General features: G+C 38.7%; 17 protein-coding genes. 11 read left to right on the top strand and 6 right to left on the bottom strand.

The features are described from left to right. Window positions 1-158 precede the first annotated feature (158 nt). The 5 genes from R3E32_21315 (at window position 159) to R3E32_21335 (ending at window position 8,173) form a co-directional block, all read left to right on the top strand. Window positions 159-5,591, top strand: a complete 5,433-nt coding sequence (locus R3E32_21315) for an MG2 domain-containing protein (protein MEZ4887285.1) — start codon at window positions 159-161, stop codon at window positions 5,589-5,591. Window positions 5,592-5,861: 270 nt separating this feature from the next. Then, window positions 5,862-7,043, top strand: a complete 1,182-nt coding sequence (locus tag R3E32_21320; protein MEZ4887286.1) for a hypothetical protein — start codon at window positions 5,862-5,864, stop codon at window positions 7,041-7,043. Beyond that, window positions 7,040-7,648 (top strand): NADAR family protein, encoded by a 609-nt coding sequence (locus tag R3E32_21325; protein MEZ4887287.1) that lies wholly within the window; start codon window positions 7,040-7,042, stop codon window positions 7,646-7,648. Before R3E32_21320 ends, R3E32_21325 begins: the two co-directional genes overlap by 4 nt. A 27-nt stretch (window positions 7,649-7,675) precedes the next feature. Beyond that, a complete protein-coding gene (locus tag R3E32_21330; protein MEZ4887288.1) occupies window positions 7,676-7,975 on the top strand; it encodes a hypothetical protein in 300 nt (99 codons plus the stop codon). A gap of 51 nt (window positions 7,976-8,026) precedes the next feature. Further along, window positions 8,027-8,173: a hypothetical protein gene (locus R3E32_21335; GenBank protein MEZ4887289.1), complete on the top strand. Its 147-nt coding sequence runs from the start codon at window positions 8,027-8,029 to the stop codon at window positions 8,171-8,173. A gap of 54 nt (window positions 8,174-8,227) precedes the next feature. Here R3E32_21335 and R3E32_21340 read toward each other — a convergent pair whose 3' ends face one another. Beyond that, on the bottom strand, window positions 8,228-9,616 hold the full coding sequence (locus R3E32_21340) for an aldehyde dehydrogenase family protein (GenBank protein MEZ4887290.1): 1,389 nt from the start codon (window positions 9,614-9,616) through the stop codon (window positions 8,228-8,230). A gap of 169 nt (window positions 9,617-9,785) precedes the next feature. Here R3E32_21340 and R3E32_21345 point away from each other — a divergent pair, with 169 nt between their 5' ends. After that, window positions 9,786-10,280: a DUF1573 domain-containing protein gene (locus R3E32_21345; GenBank protein ID MEZ4887291.1), complete on the top strand. Its 495-nt coding sequence runs from the start codon at window positions 9,786-9,788 to the stop codon at window positions 10,278-10,280. 210 nt (window positions 10,281-10,490) lie between these two features. On the opposite strand, the gene R3E32_21350 is transcribed toward R3E32_21345, so the two are convergent. Then, on the bottom strand, window positions 10,491-10,988 hold the full coding sequence (locus R3E32_21350) for an ISAs1 family transposase (GenBank protein MEZ4887292.1): 498 nt from the start codon (window positions 10,986-10,988) through the stop codon (window positions 10,491-10,493). A gap of 68 nt (window positions 10,989-11,056) precedes the next feature. On the opposite strand from R3E32_21350, the gene R3E32_21355 reads away from it, so the two are divergent. The 4 genes from R3E32_21355 (at window position 11,057) to R3E32_21370 (ending at window position 13,278) form a co-directional block, all read left to right on the top strand. Further along, the gene (locus R3E32_21355) at window positions 11,057-11,359 is read left to right on the top strand and encodes a hypothetical protein (protein MEZ4887293.1); all 303 of its coding nucleotides are present in this window, start codon (window positions 11,057-11,059) and stop codon (window positions 11,357-11,359) included. 54 nt (window positions 11,360-11,413) lie between these two features. Continuing rightward, window positions 11,414-11,566 (top strand): hypothetical protein, encoded by a 153-nt coding sequence (locus R3E32_21360; GenBank protein ID MEZ4887294.1) that lies wholly within the window; start codon window positions 11,414-11,416, stop codon window positions 11,564-11,566. 452 nt (window positions 11,567-12,018) lie between these two features. Beyond that, window positions 12,019-13,044 (top strand): hypothetical protein, encoded by a 1,026-nt coding sequence (locus R3E32_21365; GenBank protein MEZ4887295.1) that lies wholly within the window; start codon window positions 12,019-12,021, stop codon window positions 13,042-13,044. A gap of 57 nt (window positions 13,045-13,101) precedes the next feature. Further along, complete coding sequence (locus R3E32_21370) at window positions 13,102-13,278, top strand: hypothetical protein (GenBank protein MEZ4887296.1); 177 nt, start codon at window positions 13,102-13,104, stop codon at window positions 13,276-13,278. Between the two features lie 48 nt (window positions 13,279-13,326). On the opposite strand, the gene R3E32_21375 is transcribed toward R3E32_21370, so the two are convergent. Then, a complete protein-coding gene (locus R3E32_21375; protein ID MEZ4887297.1) occupies window positions 13,327-13,749 on the bottom strand; it encodes a type II toxin-antitoxin system VapC family toxin in 423 nt (140 codons plus the stop codon). Further along, window positions 13,746-14,027, bottom strand: a complete 282-nt coding sequence (locus R3E32_21380) for a hypothetical protein (GenBank protein ID MEZ4887298.1) — start codon at window positions 14,025-14,027, stop codon at window positions 13,746-13,748. Before R3E32_21380 ends, R3E32_21375 begins: the two co-directional genes overlap by 4 nt. 474 nt (window positions 14,028-14,501) lie before the next feature. On the opposite strand from R3E32_21380, the gene R3E32_21385 reads away from it, so the two are divergent. Then, on the top strand, window positions 14,502-14,993 hold the full coding sequence (locus R3E32_21385) for an IPTL-CTERM sorting domain-containing protein (GenBank protein MEZ4887299.1): 492 nt from the start codon (window positions 14,502-14,504) through the stop codon (window positions 14,991-14,993). Between the two features lie 130 nt (window positions 14,994-15,123). Here the strand turns inward: R3E32_21385 and R3E32_21390 are convergent, their stop codons facing one another. Together R3E32_21390 and R3E32_21395 are read right to left on the bottom strand one after the other, a co-directional pair. Continuing rightward, window positions 15,124-15,513, bottom strand: coding sequence for a type II toxin-antitoxin system VapC family toxin (locus tag R3E32_21390; protein ID MEZ4887300.1), 390 nt, complete (start codon window positions 15,511-15,513; stop codon window positions 15,124-15,126). Beyond that, the gene (locus R3E32_21395; protein ID MEZ4887301.1) at window positions 15,507-15,731 is read right to left on the bottom strand and encodes a hypothetical protein; all 225 of its coding nucleotides are present in this window, start codon (window positions 15,729-15,731) and stop codon (window positions 15,507-15,509) included. Before R3E32_21395 ends, R3E32_21390 begins: the two co-directional genes overlap by 7 nt. Between the last annotated feature and the right edge of the window lie 27 nt (window positions 15,732-15,758).

Genomic DNA, 15,758 nt, shown 5'->3' on the forward strand with positions numbered 1-15,758 from the left:
AATATCGCTCAAAAATAGTATATTGGGTGGCGATTTTTGGAATTATTTACCTTCAATTCATGTTGTACCAAACGTTAAAAAATTGCGTTCAAACGTAAACCAAAAACGTCAATTCATATTCTTTTTTAAGTAAATTCAATTAAAACCAACATAACCCTATGAAAAAATTATCTTTAGTCGTTTCGCTCTGCCTCTTATTTGCCCTTCAATCCTGCAAATTCGGCGGAGGAACAGAAGTAACACTCAACTCCAAAAGTTTTGATGAGGTCATCCAACAAAAAGAAAATCTCACCTTCTCCTTCAATCAAAATCTCGTACCCGATTCAATCTCACAAGACTGGCAAACAACCGAGTACATACAGTTTTCTCCCCCCATTCCTGGGCGATTCAAGTGGAAAAGCAGCAGTGAACTCATTTTTTCACCCAATGCACCGTTTCCACCCAACACCGATTTTACGGCAACACTAACCAATGAACTCTTGAAACATGCGGACAAAAAACTGTCATTGGGCGGTGATAAAATCGTTACATTCCACACGCCCTATCTTCAATTCACCAACAGCAATACCTATTGGAAATTGGGGGACAATGGCAAGGATGCCGTTATTGGAGCTACTTTGGGCTTCAATTATGCGGTCAAAGCAGAAGATTTAGCCAAAAATTTGAGCGTAGAAGTAGATGGTAAAAACACTACTTACAACCTGCTCAATACAGGCACAAGCTCGAATGTGCGCCTTGAACTGCCGAATGTGGACTTCAATGAAGAAAGTAATATCCAATTTATTTTGGCAAGTGGCTTCAAACTCTCTGATAACAGCCGAGCAACCAACAAACCCCTCGAAATGAGCAATGTGTTGGCTGCACCAACCAGCGTAAGCATCACAGGCGTTGAAGCCGAACACGATGGCGTTGAAGGGCGAGTAGTTGTGACCACTTCTCAGCAAGTAACGGCCGACAACCTCAAAAAAATGATTTTCTTCAATCCTTCCATAGCCTTCAATGTTGAAGCCAATGCAGCGGGTTTTGTCATCACCAGCGAAAACTTCGATTCTGCAACAGCTTACGACATGACCCTTTCCAAAGACATTGCAGGTGTTTTCAAAGGCAATTTGGGGGAAGATGTTCGGCAACAAATCACCTTTGGCGACCTCGAACCGAATATTGATATTTTAGCAGGAGAAGCAATGTATATGGGATCGAGAGGACAGAAAAACATGGCAGTACGCATCGTGAATGTGCCAAAGGTGAAAGTCAAAATCATCAAAATTTTTGAGAACAACATCATGGCATTTATGGAACAAGGCTACAGCTGGGGTTGGGAAAGTTTTGAAGAAAATGGCGACTGGCAATATTACGACTACAAATACTACAATACCGAAAAATATGGTAAGATGATTTATGAGGTCGAACATGATACCCAAGACCTTGATAAAGTTGGCAAAACCAGACTGCTGAACATTGACTTTACCGACAAATTGCCCCAATTTGAAGGAATTTATGTCGTCAAGATTGAAGACATGGAACGCAATTTTGTAACAGCTTCAACCGTCATGGCATACTCTGATATCGGATTGATAGTAAAACAAGAAGACAACATGATTTATGTTTTCGCCAACTCACTTCAAACAGCACAGCCATTATCAGGAACAAATATTTCGTTTATCAGCAAAACCAATCAACGGCTATTCGGCACAACCACAGACGAAAATGGTTTGGCAACCTTCAAAAACATAGACGACATAGCAAAAGATTTCGATTTTGATGTGTCCATGATTACCGCCCAAAAAGGCAACGACTACAACTACCTTTTGCTGCAAAAAACAAATGTGAATACTTCTCGTTTTGAAGTAGGCGGTAAGTTGCCAAATCCTTCTGGCTATGATGCCTTTATTTATGGCGAGCGCAATCTATACCGCCCTGGCGAAACGATTCATGCAAGTGCAATTGTGAGAACCAACAACTGGGAAATGCCCCAAGATATTCCTGTGAAAATGACCCTCTTATTGCCCAATGGCAAGGAGTTTAGAACTGCTCGCAAAAATCTCAATGAACAAGGCGCAACAGAAGCATCTTTCGGTTTACCTGACGGAACGGTGACAGGAACCTATCACCTCGAACTTTATACGGGTGATGATGTGTTGTTGGGTTCACAGCCCATTAGTGTAGAGGAATTTATGCCCGACCGCATCAAAGTCGACATCAGCGCACCCGAAGAAGTGAAAGTAGGTGGGAAAATCACCATAGATGGAACGGCTCTCAACTTATTCGGCCCTCCTGCTACCAATCGAAATTACCAAGTCGAAATGAGCTTGAAGCGCAAATATTTCACTCCCAAAGGATTTGAAGACTACAATTTCTACATCGAAAACGACAAAACTTTTGGCAACAGCAATCAAGAAGGCAAAACCGACGAAAACGGAAAATTTTCGCAAACCTTTGAGATTCCTGCCGCTTATGCCGACATGGGCATTTTGCAGGGACGGTTTTACGCCACAGTTTTTGATGAATCGGGCAGACCTGTCAATCGTGCGGCCAATTTTGAGGTGAACACCCAAGATGTATTTTTGGGTATCGGACGGTTTAGCAATTATGTTTCGACCCGCACAAGTATGGACATTCCTTTGGTGGCAGTGACGAAAGAAGGAAAAGTACAGAGTGAAACGGCTCAACTTCAAATCATTCGCTACAATTGGCGAACCGTTTTGGAAAGCACTGGTCGTGGTCGCTATCGCTACAAATCGCAGAAAGAGGAAGTAGTGGAAGTGAACAAACAGGTGAATTTGAGTGGTGAAAATACGGCATACACTTATACGCCAAGTCGTTCGGGAAGTTTTGAAGTGCGGTTGAGTAGCACTGCCAATACAAAAGCCTACGTCAAACAAAATTTTTATGCCTATAGTTATGGCGATACGGACAACAATTCGTTTGAAGTGAATCAAGAGGGTGAAGTCACCATCAAGTTTGACAAAGAAAAATATGAAGTGGGTGAATCGGCTAAAATCTTGTTTACCACACCGTTTGATGGGCGTTTGTTGGTGACATTGGAGCGAGATCGGGTGATTCGACATTTGTACTTCAATACCACCAACAAAGCAAAAGAAATGACCTTTGAAGTGACCAAAGATTATGTGCCGAATGTGTTTGTATCGGCAACTTTGATACGTCCGATGCAGGAATTGAGTGTTCCTTTGACAGTGGCACATGGTTATGCTCCTTTGATGGTCGAAAATTCTCGCAACAAGCTGCCATTGAAGGTAATCGCCAACGAAAGTAGTCGTTCTAATGGAAAACAAAAAATCTTGGTTGAAACGGTTCCAAATGCAGAAGTGACTTTGGCAATTGTGGATGAAGGAATTTTGCAGATTAAAAACTACCAAACGCCTGATCCGTATGGTTTTTTCTACCAAAAACGTGGACTTCAAGTCAACTCTTACGACATTTATCCCTACCTCTTTCCCGAAATGATGGCATCGAGCCCTTTGACGGGTGGAGGGGATTTTGACCTCAGCAAACGCACGAATCCTGTGACCAATAAACGAGTCAAATTGGTGCGTTATTGGAGTGGGATTTTGACTGCAAACAGCAAGGGAACGGTTGACTATACGATTGATATTCCGCAGTTTTCGGGCGACCTTCGAGTGATGGCGGTTGCCTATAAAGACGAAAAATTTGCTTCGGATGCGACCAATATGAAAGTGGCGGATCCTGTGGTGGTGACGGCTGGATTGCCAAGATTTTTTAGCCCCAATGATGAGGTGACAATGCCTGTGACGCTTGCCAATACAACGGACAAAACGGGTTCGGCAAAGGTGACGGTGACAACCGAAGGGCCGATTGAAGTTTTGGGCGTATCGGACAATTCGGCGGATTTGAAGCCGAACGCCGAGAACCGAGTAGAATTTAAAGTACGTGCCAAAGAATCGGTGGGTGCGGGTAAAGTGATTGTGACGGTCAATGCTTTGGGGGAAACGTTTACGAGTGTTACCGAAATGACGGTGCGCCCTCCTGCTTCGCTTCAAAAACGCTCTGGTTCGGGTATGGTGAAAGGTGGCAAAGCGGAAAATCTGAGCATGGGCAGTGATTTTGTGCCTGAATCCATTGAAGGGAAACTGTTGGTGAGTAATTCACCTTTGGCGGAGTTTGCAGGTTCATTGGAGTATTTGGTGGGTTATCCGCATGGATGTGTAGAACAAACGATTTCAAAGGCTTTTCCTCAATTGTACCTTTCGGAATTGACCAAAAACATCGGTCAGAAAATGAGAACGGCAACGGGCCCAACGAGCAACAATCCAAACTACAATGTGCAGGAGGCCATCAAAAAATTGCAGTCTATGCAGTTGTCAAATGGTGGAATGAGCTATTGGCCAGGAGGAGAGGAAGCGAATACGTTTGGAAGTGTGTTTGCAGCGCATTTCTTGTATGAGGCCAAAAAAGCGGGTTTTGATGTGAACGAAAAGGCTTTGACGAGCCTCAATAAGTACATGAAACAGATGCTTCGCTCGAAAGAAACGATGACCTACTATTATTACGACTCGAATGGACAGACGCAAACCCGTGAGATTGCGCCCAAGGATATCCCTTATGCGCTCTATATCTTGGCGATGATTGGCGAACCTGATGTGGCTACGATGAACTACTACAAAGCGAATCAAAACCTTTTGGCGATTGACGGACGCTACTTGTTGGCTTCGGCGTATATGCTGGCGGGCGACCGTGCGAAATCGAGTCAAGTTTTGCCCGCTAACTTTACAGGCGAGACCTCCAAAAAGGTGTTTGACCGCAGCTTTTATTCTCCGCTTCGTGACCGTGCGATTGCGCTGAATGCTTTGGTGGAGAGCGACCCCGATCATCCGCAGATTGGTATTTTGGCGAAACAGTTGGCGGATGATTTTAGGAAAACCCGTTGGTTGAATACGCAGGAACGTGTTTGGACGCTTTTGGCTCTCGGCAAGGTGGCGAAAGCGGCTAATAAGGGTTCAGTGTCTGCAACGGTGCAAGTTGGCGGCAAAACAGTAGGTACGTATTCGGGCAAGGAGGATTTGGTCTTGTCTTATGCCGATTTGAAGGGCGATAAGGTCAGCATTGATGCGAAAGGCGATGGTCAATTGTACTATTTCTGGGGCATTGAAGGCTTAACGGCTGATGGCAGCTATAAGGAGGAGGACAGTTTCTTGAAAGTCCGAAAAACTTTCTATGACCGTGCGGGGCGGGTCATCAATGATTTGACAGTCAAACAAAACGATTTGGTTGTAGTAAAATTGTCGCTGACTTCGACGGGTGCTGCTTCGGTCGAAAATGTGGTGGTGACGGATATTCTGCCCGCTGGTTTTGAAATCGAAAATCCTCGCTTGAATACCATGCCGAACATGGAATGGATTAAAGATGCTGCTACACCTGACCATCAAGATTTTCGTGACGACCGTGTGAACTTTTTTGTTACTGCCACTTCAAAGCCTAAGGATTTCTACTATATGGTGCGTGCGGTGAGTCCTGGTGAGTTTGTGATGGGACCTGCTTCGGCGGATGCGATGTATGATGGGGAGTATCATAGTTATCATGGAGGTGGAATGGTGACGGTGACGGCTAAATAGATTTCGGGATATTATATGATTGATATTGAAGCCCTTGAAGGAAAATTTTCTTTTGAGGGCTTTTTTTGTTTCTACTTCAAATTATTTTTCATAAATTTTATGACAGAATAGCAGTCTCTCTGTTATGCCTTTTTGTCAGAACAAATCTAAGGATACTGACATAATGACTTGTTTCGTTAGCTATTTTATAGCTTTTTGAATTTGCCAAAAAAAGGAACATCGTTTGATATGTAATAATTGTAAATATTTTTAACAATTAAAACATACTGAATGATATTAAAAAAAATACACATTGAACGTAAAAACTTAGACCAAACGTTTAAGTCAGAAAAAAAATTAATTAGAGAGATTTACGAAATAATTAAGGAATACAGGAAGGGCGATTTAGTTTTTGATGGGAAAGATATGAATAAAGTCCATATTAAAAGGTGGGTATATCAATTTGATAAGAAAGATAGAATTTTTATGCTTAAGATGACTAAAATGATTTTAAAAAGATACTATATTAATAAATCTGCTTTTAGGAATTTCTTTAAAGTAACTCTTTTTGAAAAAATTGAATCTGAATTTCTCAAAGAAGGAGACAATTTCGAAGATTTTTTTCAAAACAGTTATTTTATAAGAAGTCAAAGGTCAAAAGAAAAAAGCCAAGCAGCAGTATTAAAAATACTGGATGAATTATTATGTAAATTTGATTCAAGTGTTCACAATAATAATAGCAATCCAAAATATTGCATATATTTGGATGATGTTATTTGCTCTGGAACTTCGCTATATAAATGTTTAAGAGATAAAAAAAGCGGCTGGTTACATCAAAATGACTTTGACCATATATTATCGAATAAAGATTTTATGGAAAGAGACAATATTCACTTATTGATAATTACATATTGTAGTCACTTAAAGGCTGAAAATGATTTTAAAAAAATTAAAAAAGAAAATCCTAATATTAATTTTACTTTTATATGTGAAAAAAACTTTAAAATAGATAATTATACAAAAAAATCTTCATCAATGCTAATGTGTCCATTGCCTACAGCAATTGAAAAAAATACAGAAAAATTCTCTGAAATTAAAAAAGTCCAAAACAAAATCGAAGAAATAGTAGCTAAAAATAATTCTAGAGAAAATTCTCACTTTTATAGATATAATATAGACAAACCTGAGAAAAATTCTTTTTTTTCTGAAAATCCTGAGAATTGGATTAAGTTTGAAAAAATCATTGCTGAAAAAAGCATTCAATTATTTTGTGAAATGGATTCTTCTGATGAAAAAGCACGTCCATTAGGGTATAGTACGAAAATTGATAAGAGTTTTGGATTTGGTACTTTATTTTTTACATGGCGTAACGTTCCTTTTAATACACCAATGATTTTTTGGTATGAAAAGAAGGGTACATGGATACCATTATTTAAAAGAAAATATACTAAACATTTAAAACCATACAATTGAAATATAAAAAGTTAGAAAGCGGATATAGAATTTACTCAATTAAATATTCTTGTATTTTTAAAAAAAATAAAGAAAAATTTGGTGGGTTATCCAATATGTCCGTTTTCTATCCATTAGAAGTTAATAATTTGAAAGTCAAATCATCTGAAGCACTCTATCAAGCTTGCAAATTTCCTTTTGATAAAGATTTACAGAGCAGAATTATTAGTGAAAAAAGTCCTTTTATTGCAAAAATGATTTCAAAGGGAAATTCTTCTAGAATAGATTGGATGCAAATTAGAGTGAATGTAATGAGATGGGTTATACAACTAAAGTTAGCGCAAAATTATTATTCTTTTGGAAAGTTATTAGAACAAACCAAAGGTAAAAATATTGTAGAAAACTCTGATAGAGACTTGTTTTGGGGAGCTAAAAGGATAAATGATTTAGAATTTCAAGGTATGAATGTGCTTGGTAGATTATTAATGGAACTGAGACATAATTACTTCGAAAAATCAAGAGATGAAATAGTTTTAGTTGAGCCACCTAAAATAGATGATTTTTTATTTTTAGGAGAAAAAATTAAAACAATTGACATGAGAGGGAAGTATAACAAACCTCTATAAAATTGCTAGTTTTCAAGAAAAGCAAGATTGGCAATTTTAGGGATTTTAAAAGGTACAAATGCACAAATTAATCAACGATTAAAAGAGAAGTTGGAACAAACCAAGAAAAGTGATGCGTTGAACTTACCTGCCTATGTAGTTGTTGTAGAGTTTAGTAAACCTATTTGTAAAATACGCCATACGATGAACAAAACCAAAAAAGTCAATAACTTACACGAACAAGCAATGACAATTGCAGATGAAGCATTTTTAGCCGAAAGAGCTAAAGAGGAGGATAAGGCTATGGAGTTGTATCAGCATTTGAGATTGAAAAACAAGCGGCTATGATGGTGGTTTTGGATTATGGGTCGCTTCAACCGTTGCCAAAATTGGAAATTGTTGGCAAGGTTTCCGTTTCAGATTGAAGAAGAATTGCGTTCCTTGTTGTTGGAAATCAATCAAGTGAAAATGCTATCTAAGGTTTCGATTTCTCCTTTGTCGCCTATCGAAAAATACCAACAGCTTCCTAAAGAATTGCAGCAGTAAGTAGCGGATTTTATTGACTTTGGGGTGGTGAAACGAACAATTATTGAGAATCCCCTACCCCTTCAAATGAAACGACTTCACTCTCGTCAAACCCTCATAGCCCAAAGCAGAAAGCGTACAGCCTCTACCCGAATTTTTCACACCCGTCCAAGCCAAAGCAGGGTCGAGGTAGTCGCAGCGATTCATAAAACACGTACCCGTTTCGAGTTGATTGCCAAGGAAAATCGCCGCATCTCTATCCGAAGTCCAAATTGAAGCCGTCAAACCATATTGACTATCGTTCATCAATTCAATCGCTTGTGCATCATCTTTTACTGCCATGATTCCTACCACAGGCGCAAAAGTTTCCTCCGTCATGATTTGCATAGAATGATCGACATGCACCAACACTTGTGGAGCCATATAAGGTGAGTTGATTTGGTGAGCAGGGAAAAGTTTGGGGTCAATCAAGGCTTTTGCCCCTTTTTGCAGCGCAGCATCAATTTGACTTTGAGCAAATTGTGCTGCCGAAGTGCGAACCATTGGACCGAGAGTTGTTTTGGTGAGCAGAGGATTGCCCAATTGATACTGTTTGGTAAGTGCGACAAAACCCTCTACAAAATCGCTGTATAGGTTTCCATGTACATATATTCGCTCAATCCCACAACAGGACTGCCCCGAATTGAAGTAAGCACCATCCACCAAATTTTCGATGGCATTTTCCAAGTTGGCATCCGCCCGCACATAAGCAGGATCTTTTCCGCCCAATTCCAAACCCGCCACAATGAATCGCTCACCAATCGCTTTTTGTACCGCTTTTCCCCCATTCACCGAACCTGTAAATGCTACATAATCAATGCGAGAATCGCCAATCACTTCCGCTACTTGTTCGTGCGAAATGTGCAAATACTGAAAAACGCCTTCTGGCAAACCTGCAAACTCAAAAGCGGCAGCATACCGTTCGGCGCAAAGAGGCGTTTGTTGGGCGTGCTTCAAAATCACCGTATTGCCTGCCATAATTGCAGGAATAATCACATTGACCGAAGTGAGGTAGGGATAATTCCACGGAGCTAAAACCAAAACCGTTCCCAAAGCTTCTCGCCGAATAAAACGGTGAAAACCTGCTTTTTCTGCAACCGTAATGTCCGCCAAAGCTTCTTCTGCAATGTCTATCATGTAGTTGGCCCGCTCCTCAAAACCTCGGGTAATTTCGGACGGAGTATAGCGAATCGGTCGCCCCATTTGCCAAGTCAATTCTTCTCCAATGACCTGTGCATGATCCAAAAAATATTGCACCGCCTTGCTGCATATTGCAGCCCGTTCACCTATTGAAGTAGCTCGCCAAAGTTTTTGTGCCTTTTTCGCTTTTGCTAAGGTATTTTCCACGTCCTTTGCAGCAGCGAAAGGTCTTTCTATGTAAACAGAATTGTCTATTGGGGAGATGGTTTGAAAAATGGCAGACATATTTAATACTTGGTTTTTAGCGTTATCAGAAAGACTGCAATTTAGGTTTTTTCAACTTCAAAAGAATATATTTTTTTGTAGATATTGTCAGTGACCCAATTGTTGAGTCTAAGTCTATATATAGGACTGAAAAATCATAAAATATTTTATTTTAATAAATTTTACAAACATGAAATCAATATACAGTTTACTCATTTGGGTTACTTTTTTTGCTGCAATGAATTGTTCTGCACAAGGAGAGTTTAGGAAAGATGTTGCCTACATCGTCAATGAGCAAGGTGAAATGGTGGAAACCTACCGACCTGTTTTGGCATTTCTTCCGAGTAGTTCTTATGAGTTTGGAACAGTAGAAGAAGGAACAGTGGTAGAACACGATTTTACAATCATCAATACAGGTAAAACACCCTTGATTATCAATGATGTGAGAGGGACTTGTCATTGTACTGCTGCGGATTGGACGAAAACCCCCATTCTTCCGAATGAAAAAGGTACAATCAAACTGATGTTCAAAACCATAGGGAAATCTGGAAGAGTGGCAAGTTCTCTAAATATTTACTCTAATGGTTTCTATGCTGAGGAACAGGCATTTGTGAGAGGAACTGTTGTCAAAAAAGAAGAAGTATCTAAGGTGCCTCAATCTGCGGTATTGCCTAGAAAACTTTAATTTTCACTTTCTTTTGCAATTCTTAGGAGCAAATGAAAATACACTTTGCACTCAGTTATTTATGAAATGAACTTTGTAAAGTTATTTTTGAAGTGTTCCTTAACCAGAATAATAGAGACTAAATACACTGTAATATAAGAGCTAAGTTGCGCCGAAGCTAAGCTCCTATTGGATTAATTTTTAGCATTTTTCTACGAATAAAGGGCATTCTTATAAAAATTTTATGCTTCTGAGCCATTTGAGTAGTTCCTCAAAATTGTCTTGGAAGAACTCTAATTGGGCGATACGATTTTTGACATTTTTCTTTTGTAATAAATTAATCACCAATGTTCTAATTCCACAAAGCACTTTTGTGACTGCTCCCTTTTTTGTTTTTAGTTTATCTTCTTTCAAAGTTACATCCCTAAGATGATTGTTGGTTTCTACACTCCAATGATTTCTAATTGCTTCAAAATAACTTTCATTTTGTTGGTATTTTCCATTTGATAAGTAATAAGTAGTTTCATCACTTAACTTGTTGTTTTTAAGAACCAATCTTTGCCTTTGGACTTTAAATAAGCTTTGAAAGTTCGACTTTTTCCAACGAGCATCAAAATACTCTCCACTAACATCATAGTGTTCATACTGTCTAAATTCAATGCGACCATGTCCTTTATCTAAGGTACTTTTTTTAGCAATACACCTTAAGTAATTGGCACACAGTTTCATATCTTCAAGTAATTCAATGTCGTTTTCATTATGCTAAATAAGATAGTTGTCAAAGAAAAGAGTATAAAATGAACCTACAAGCAGAAAAACAAGCACTTCTCCACACGATTGCCGCCATTGAAGATGCCGCCATTATTAGACAGGTGAAAAATTTGCTGCAATCCATCACTGGAAAATCAACTACTCCTTATCTAGCAGAACTTGATTGGGTAACACTTTCCAATGAACCCATGCCTAAGACAATTGATTTGGATATTTTGGTAAGAGAACAGAATTATTCTCACCAAGCATTAAAAACCACCCTCCAATCTTGGGATTATCCACTGTTTGAAGACCAAAACCTTGAAGACTTACTCAACTCCCTCACTTAGAAGCGCATGAATTACAGTTAGGGAAAATTGAAAACCCAACCGCTGCCAAGGGGAATGAGCGCACGAAATATGGGCAAAAATGACTTATGGATAGCTGCAACTGCTGCTGTAACCAATACCAGACTGCTAACATCAGATAAGGACTTCAATCATTTGAATGGTGTTTTTATTGATTTGGAATGGGTTGATGTGGGTTTGTATGTTTAAATAAATTGACCATTCTCCTCCAATTTTGTTAAACTCAACTTCAATACAAAAATCATGGGGATGGTTTTGAAAAGCGGTGAGTGGATTCCTTAGGAAATTAAAATTCTTGTTCCCATACGTTCCACAAGAAAGTTCCTTTCCATCTAACAGTTCTTGTTCAAACCCCAGTGAAAATTCACCGAGACCTTTAGATTCGGCGACATTAGAACGAGAAAATGACCAAACTCTGAGACTAAACAAACCACTTAAAAACGAATGTCTCAAAATTGGTTTTTTTTTTACTCTAAAACTCCCTACATTTAAGCAAAAAATCAACCAATACACATAAGCTCAATAAAATGTCACTTTTCCCCAACCCTACTGTTAATGTTTTCCCAAAAAACGCAACTGTATATAATAGGGGACATTCCCACTAATTCATTTATTTTTTGAACTTTAAATTTTATTTTCTTATGAACAATTTCAACAAAACAACGAATTTCAGCCCAACAGCCCAACAGCCCAAAAGTCACTTAATATTTCCTACTAACTCTGTACAAATTCTATTTGTAATTCTTTTTAGTTTTATGTGCTGTATGGAAGCTCAAGCACAAATTTATTGGGTAACCTTTGGTTCTTCTGTTGGTAAAGCAGACATTGATGGTACGAATGTAAATACCTCTTTTATTACAGGTCTTTCCTCTGCTGCAGGAGTAGTTATTGACCCAGTTAATAGCAAAATTTACTATCAGAGCACTGGTACTACAATTGGCAGGGCAGATTTAGACGGTTCCAATGCGAATAATTCTTTTATGACAGTAGCTGAAGTATCTGGATTGGCAATTGATGTAGTCAATGGGCATATATTCTGGACTTCATTTTATGCGAATAAAATTGGGCGAGCAAACTTAGACGGAACAGGGATTAACAATGACTTCGTTACAGGTGTTACTGGCGACCCTGGTGGAATAGATGTTGATGTAGTGAATGGAAAAATTTATTTTGCTCAATACAATGGTGGAGCAATAGGTATGGTAGATTTAGACGGCAGTAATCTGAATAACAGTTTTATAACGGGTCTTGGTGGTCAGCCTACTGATATAGTAGTAGATAACATCAATAGTAAAATTCTGTATTCTAATAGGTTTAACAATACTATAGGACGTGCAAATTTAGATGGCACTAATAATATTGCTTCCTTTATGACAGTAACTGCTGTTCAAGCATTAGCCATTGATGCCACCTATGGGAAGCTCTATTATGGTGACGGATCTGGTAATATTGGACAAGCAAATTTGGATGGTACTGCTGCAAATAATACCCTTGTTACAGGGGCTGGCAATGTATGGAATATGGCTGTATTGGCTCCACCCTCTGCATCACCCGAAGTTCCGACCCTCTCTGAATGGGGCTTACTCATTCTCGCCTTGTTGTTGATGACTTTGGGGACTTTGTATTTGGTGCAGCCGAGTGTGCGTGAGAGCTTGGAACAGGAATAGATTACAGAAAGGAATTTTTAAGGGAACGAGTGGAAACTTTGCCAACAATTTCCAATTTTGGCAACAGTTGAAACGGAACGAGACGAAAGCCCTATCTGCATTGAAGGCAATGTAGATGGGGATTTTTCGCTCACTAGCGGTGGGTTTCGAAACCCACCGCTAGTGAGCATTATCCAACACCCCCTGCAGCTTCCTCGCAAAAATCTCCCCATTCGGCGCATCAAACAAACATAGCTCTATGTCATTTTAATTTAACGTCTTAAATATAGTCTTTATTATACATCAGATAACAAACTCATTATATTCTTTTTCCGTCCAATCCTCCAATTGAATGCTATCAATTTTGCTGAAATGTTTGTAATTCCGAGTCACCATAATCAAATCATGCGTTATAGCAGTAGCTCCAATAAGAAGGTCAAGGTCTGCAATCATAGTTCCCAACCTTCTTAACCTTGCTTTCTCTTTGGCATAAATTCTAAGTGCTTCATATACAGGAATAACAGTAAATTCGTCTTCAAAAAAAACCACTTCCTTGATATGCTTTTCATAATCACTGCTAAATTCTGCACCATAGAGCAGTTCGCCAATCGTTATGGCAGAAATAAAACATTTGTCTATTCCGACCGCATCAATTTTTTCTGTCAGATGAAACTTGTCTTTGAGAAAAAAGATACAAATATCCGTATCTAACAAATAACCTTTCATATAGCATCAAAATTTGGAATCTCACTTTTAGAGACACGAGAAGCTCGAATTTGGCCCTCCAAATCTTCAGGCATGTCTTTCCATACACCAGCCAAGCTTTTCCAAGATTTTTTTTCAGTCATTGGAGCAGATTTTTGTTTGAAATCTATGCTTAGACTTTCAGTGAGTTTGGCAATCAATTTTAGTTTTGCTTCAATGCTCAAATGATTCAAGAGCCTCATATAGACAAGAACCTTATTGTCCTCCGTTAGTGGAATCGTATTGCTGTTGTTTTCCATTTGCTGTTTCTTTTGATGTGATTTTACAAATATACAAAATTTTGAGAAGCAAGATTCCTCCGAAATCTAAATTCCTGTTCCCATACACCCCCATAAATCAAAAAAATGACCACACCATGACCTAAACAAAAATATTAATTTAAAGGTGTCGCAAAATTGTTTTTTTAAAAGCTTTTATTTTCTAATTTTATCTCAAAAATCAACAGATAAACATACTAAAAAATAATGTTTTCCCAAAAAACGCAACGTATATAATAGGAAATATTCCCACTAATTCATTTATTTGCAAAAATTTCAAATCTCATTTTCTTATGAACAATTTCAACAAAACAACGAATTTCAGCCCAACAGCCCAAGGTAAATCAACGATTACCTTATAATCCTACCTTCTCTAACCTTAAACAAGTTGTCTTCGCATTACTCTTGAGTTGTATATGCTATATTGAAACCCAAGCACAGACCTGCTTCTTTGAAATGGAAAGAATCAGTGATACCTCTATTAGATTGACAGCAACCAGTTCAACAACCAATACTACACAGAACGGAACTGGTTTCGGCTTTAGTAATGCTGGTTTATTTGATGTAAGCCCAACCACCTCAGTTCCTGTTGCATCAGATAACACTTTGCAGATTAATGGACAGACTATTACTGCAAATGGTGGAGGTGGTTTTACGGGATTTAGTACTGCATCTCCTGTAACAGGAACTCTATCTGCTACGGGATCCGTTGTACTCACTTGGGGCGATGGTCAGATAAAAGGAACTGGCAACTCATTTGATATAGTTCATAGTATTCCCTCCAATATTATTTGTCAAGTAGGAATTGTTGCTGATTCCCAAACAGCAGCCGCATCCATCCCCACCCTCTCTGAATGGGGCTTACTCATTCTCGCCTTGTTGTTGATGACTTTTGGAACCTTGTATTTGGTGCAGCCGAATTGGAGGGAGAGGCTTGAACAGGAATAGATTACAGAAAGGAATTTTTAAGGGAACGAGTGGAAACTTTGCCAACAATTTCCAATTTTGGCAACAGTTGAAACGGAACGAGACTAAAGCCCTATCTGCATTGAAGGAATGGAGATAGGGCTTTTTTTTATCAAAACCAATCAAACAACTGCAATCCATCCACATACTGAAAGTGTTTGTCATGAGTAGCCAATGCAAGATTATTGACCATACATATAGCTGCAATCCAAATGTCATTCTCAGGAATAGGTCGTCCAATGCTTTTCAACTGTTTGCGAATAGCAGCATACTGGTTGGCAACCAAAAAATCAACATTTAGCACAATACAAGTATTGATAAAACGAACATATTTGATTTCATTTGTAGTGCTTCTACCTGAATTTTTAGCTCCAAAAAGCAACTCACCACACACAGTAATCGGCAAATAGGCAAAACTTACAGAACGTAATTTTGGGATGATTTCTGTTCTTTCGTTCAAAATATCAATAGCAATGTTCGTATCCAAAGCAACTCCTACCATTCTCCTTCAATTTTGTTGAATTCACTGTCAATACACACCCTCATTTCCCTTGCTTCCTCATCATCAATGCTACCTGCCAATTGGAGAACAGCAGCCATATTGGATTGGTGAGAACGTCTTTGAAGGCGCAATTTTTGAAGGAAATTCTGAATCTCAAGCAGCACATTCACCTCATCAATCGTTTGAATTTCACGTATAATGCTTTGTTGTAGTGTCATGTTTTACAAATTTGATTACTTCAAAAA

This window comes from Chitinophagales bacterium, from assembly GCA_041392475.1.
Taxonomy (GTDB): Bacteria; Bacteroidota; Bacteroidia; order Chitinophagales; family UBA2359; genus JAUHXA01.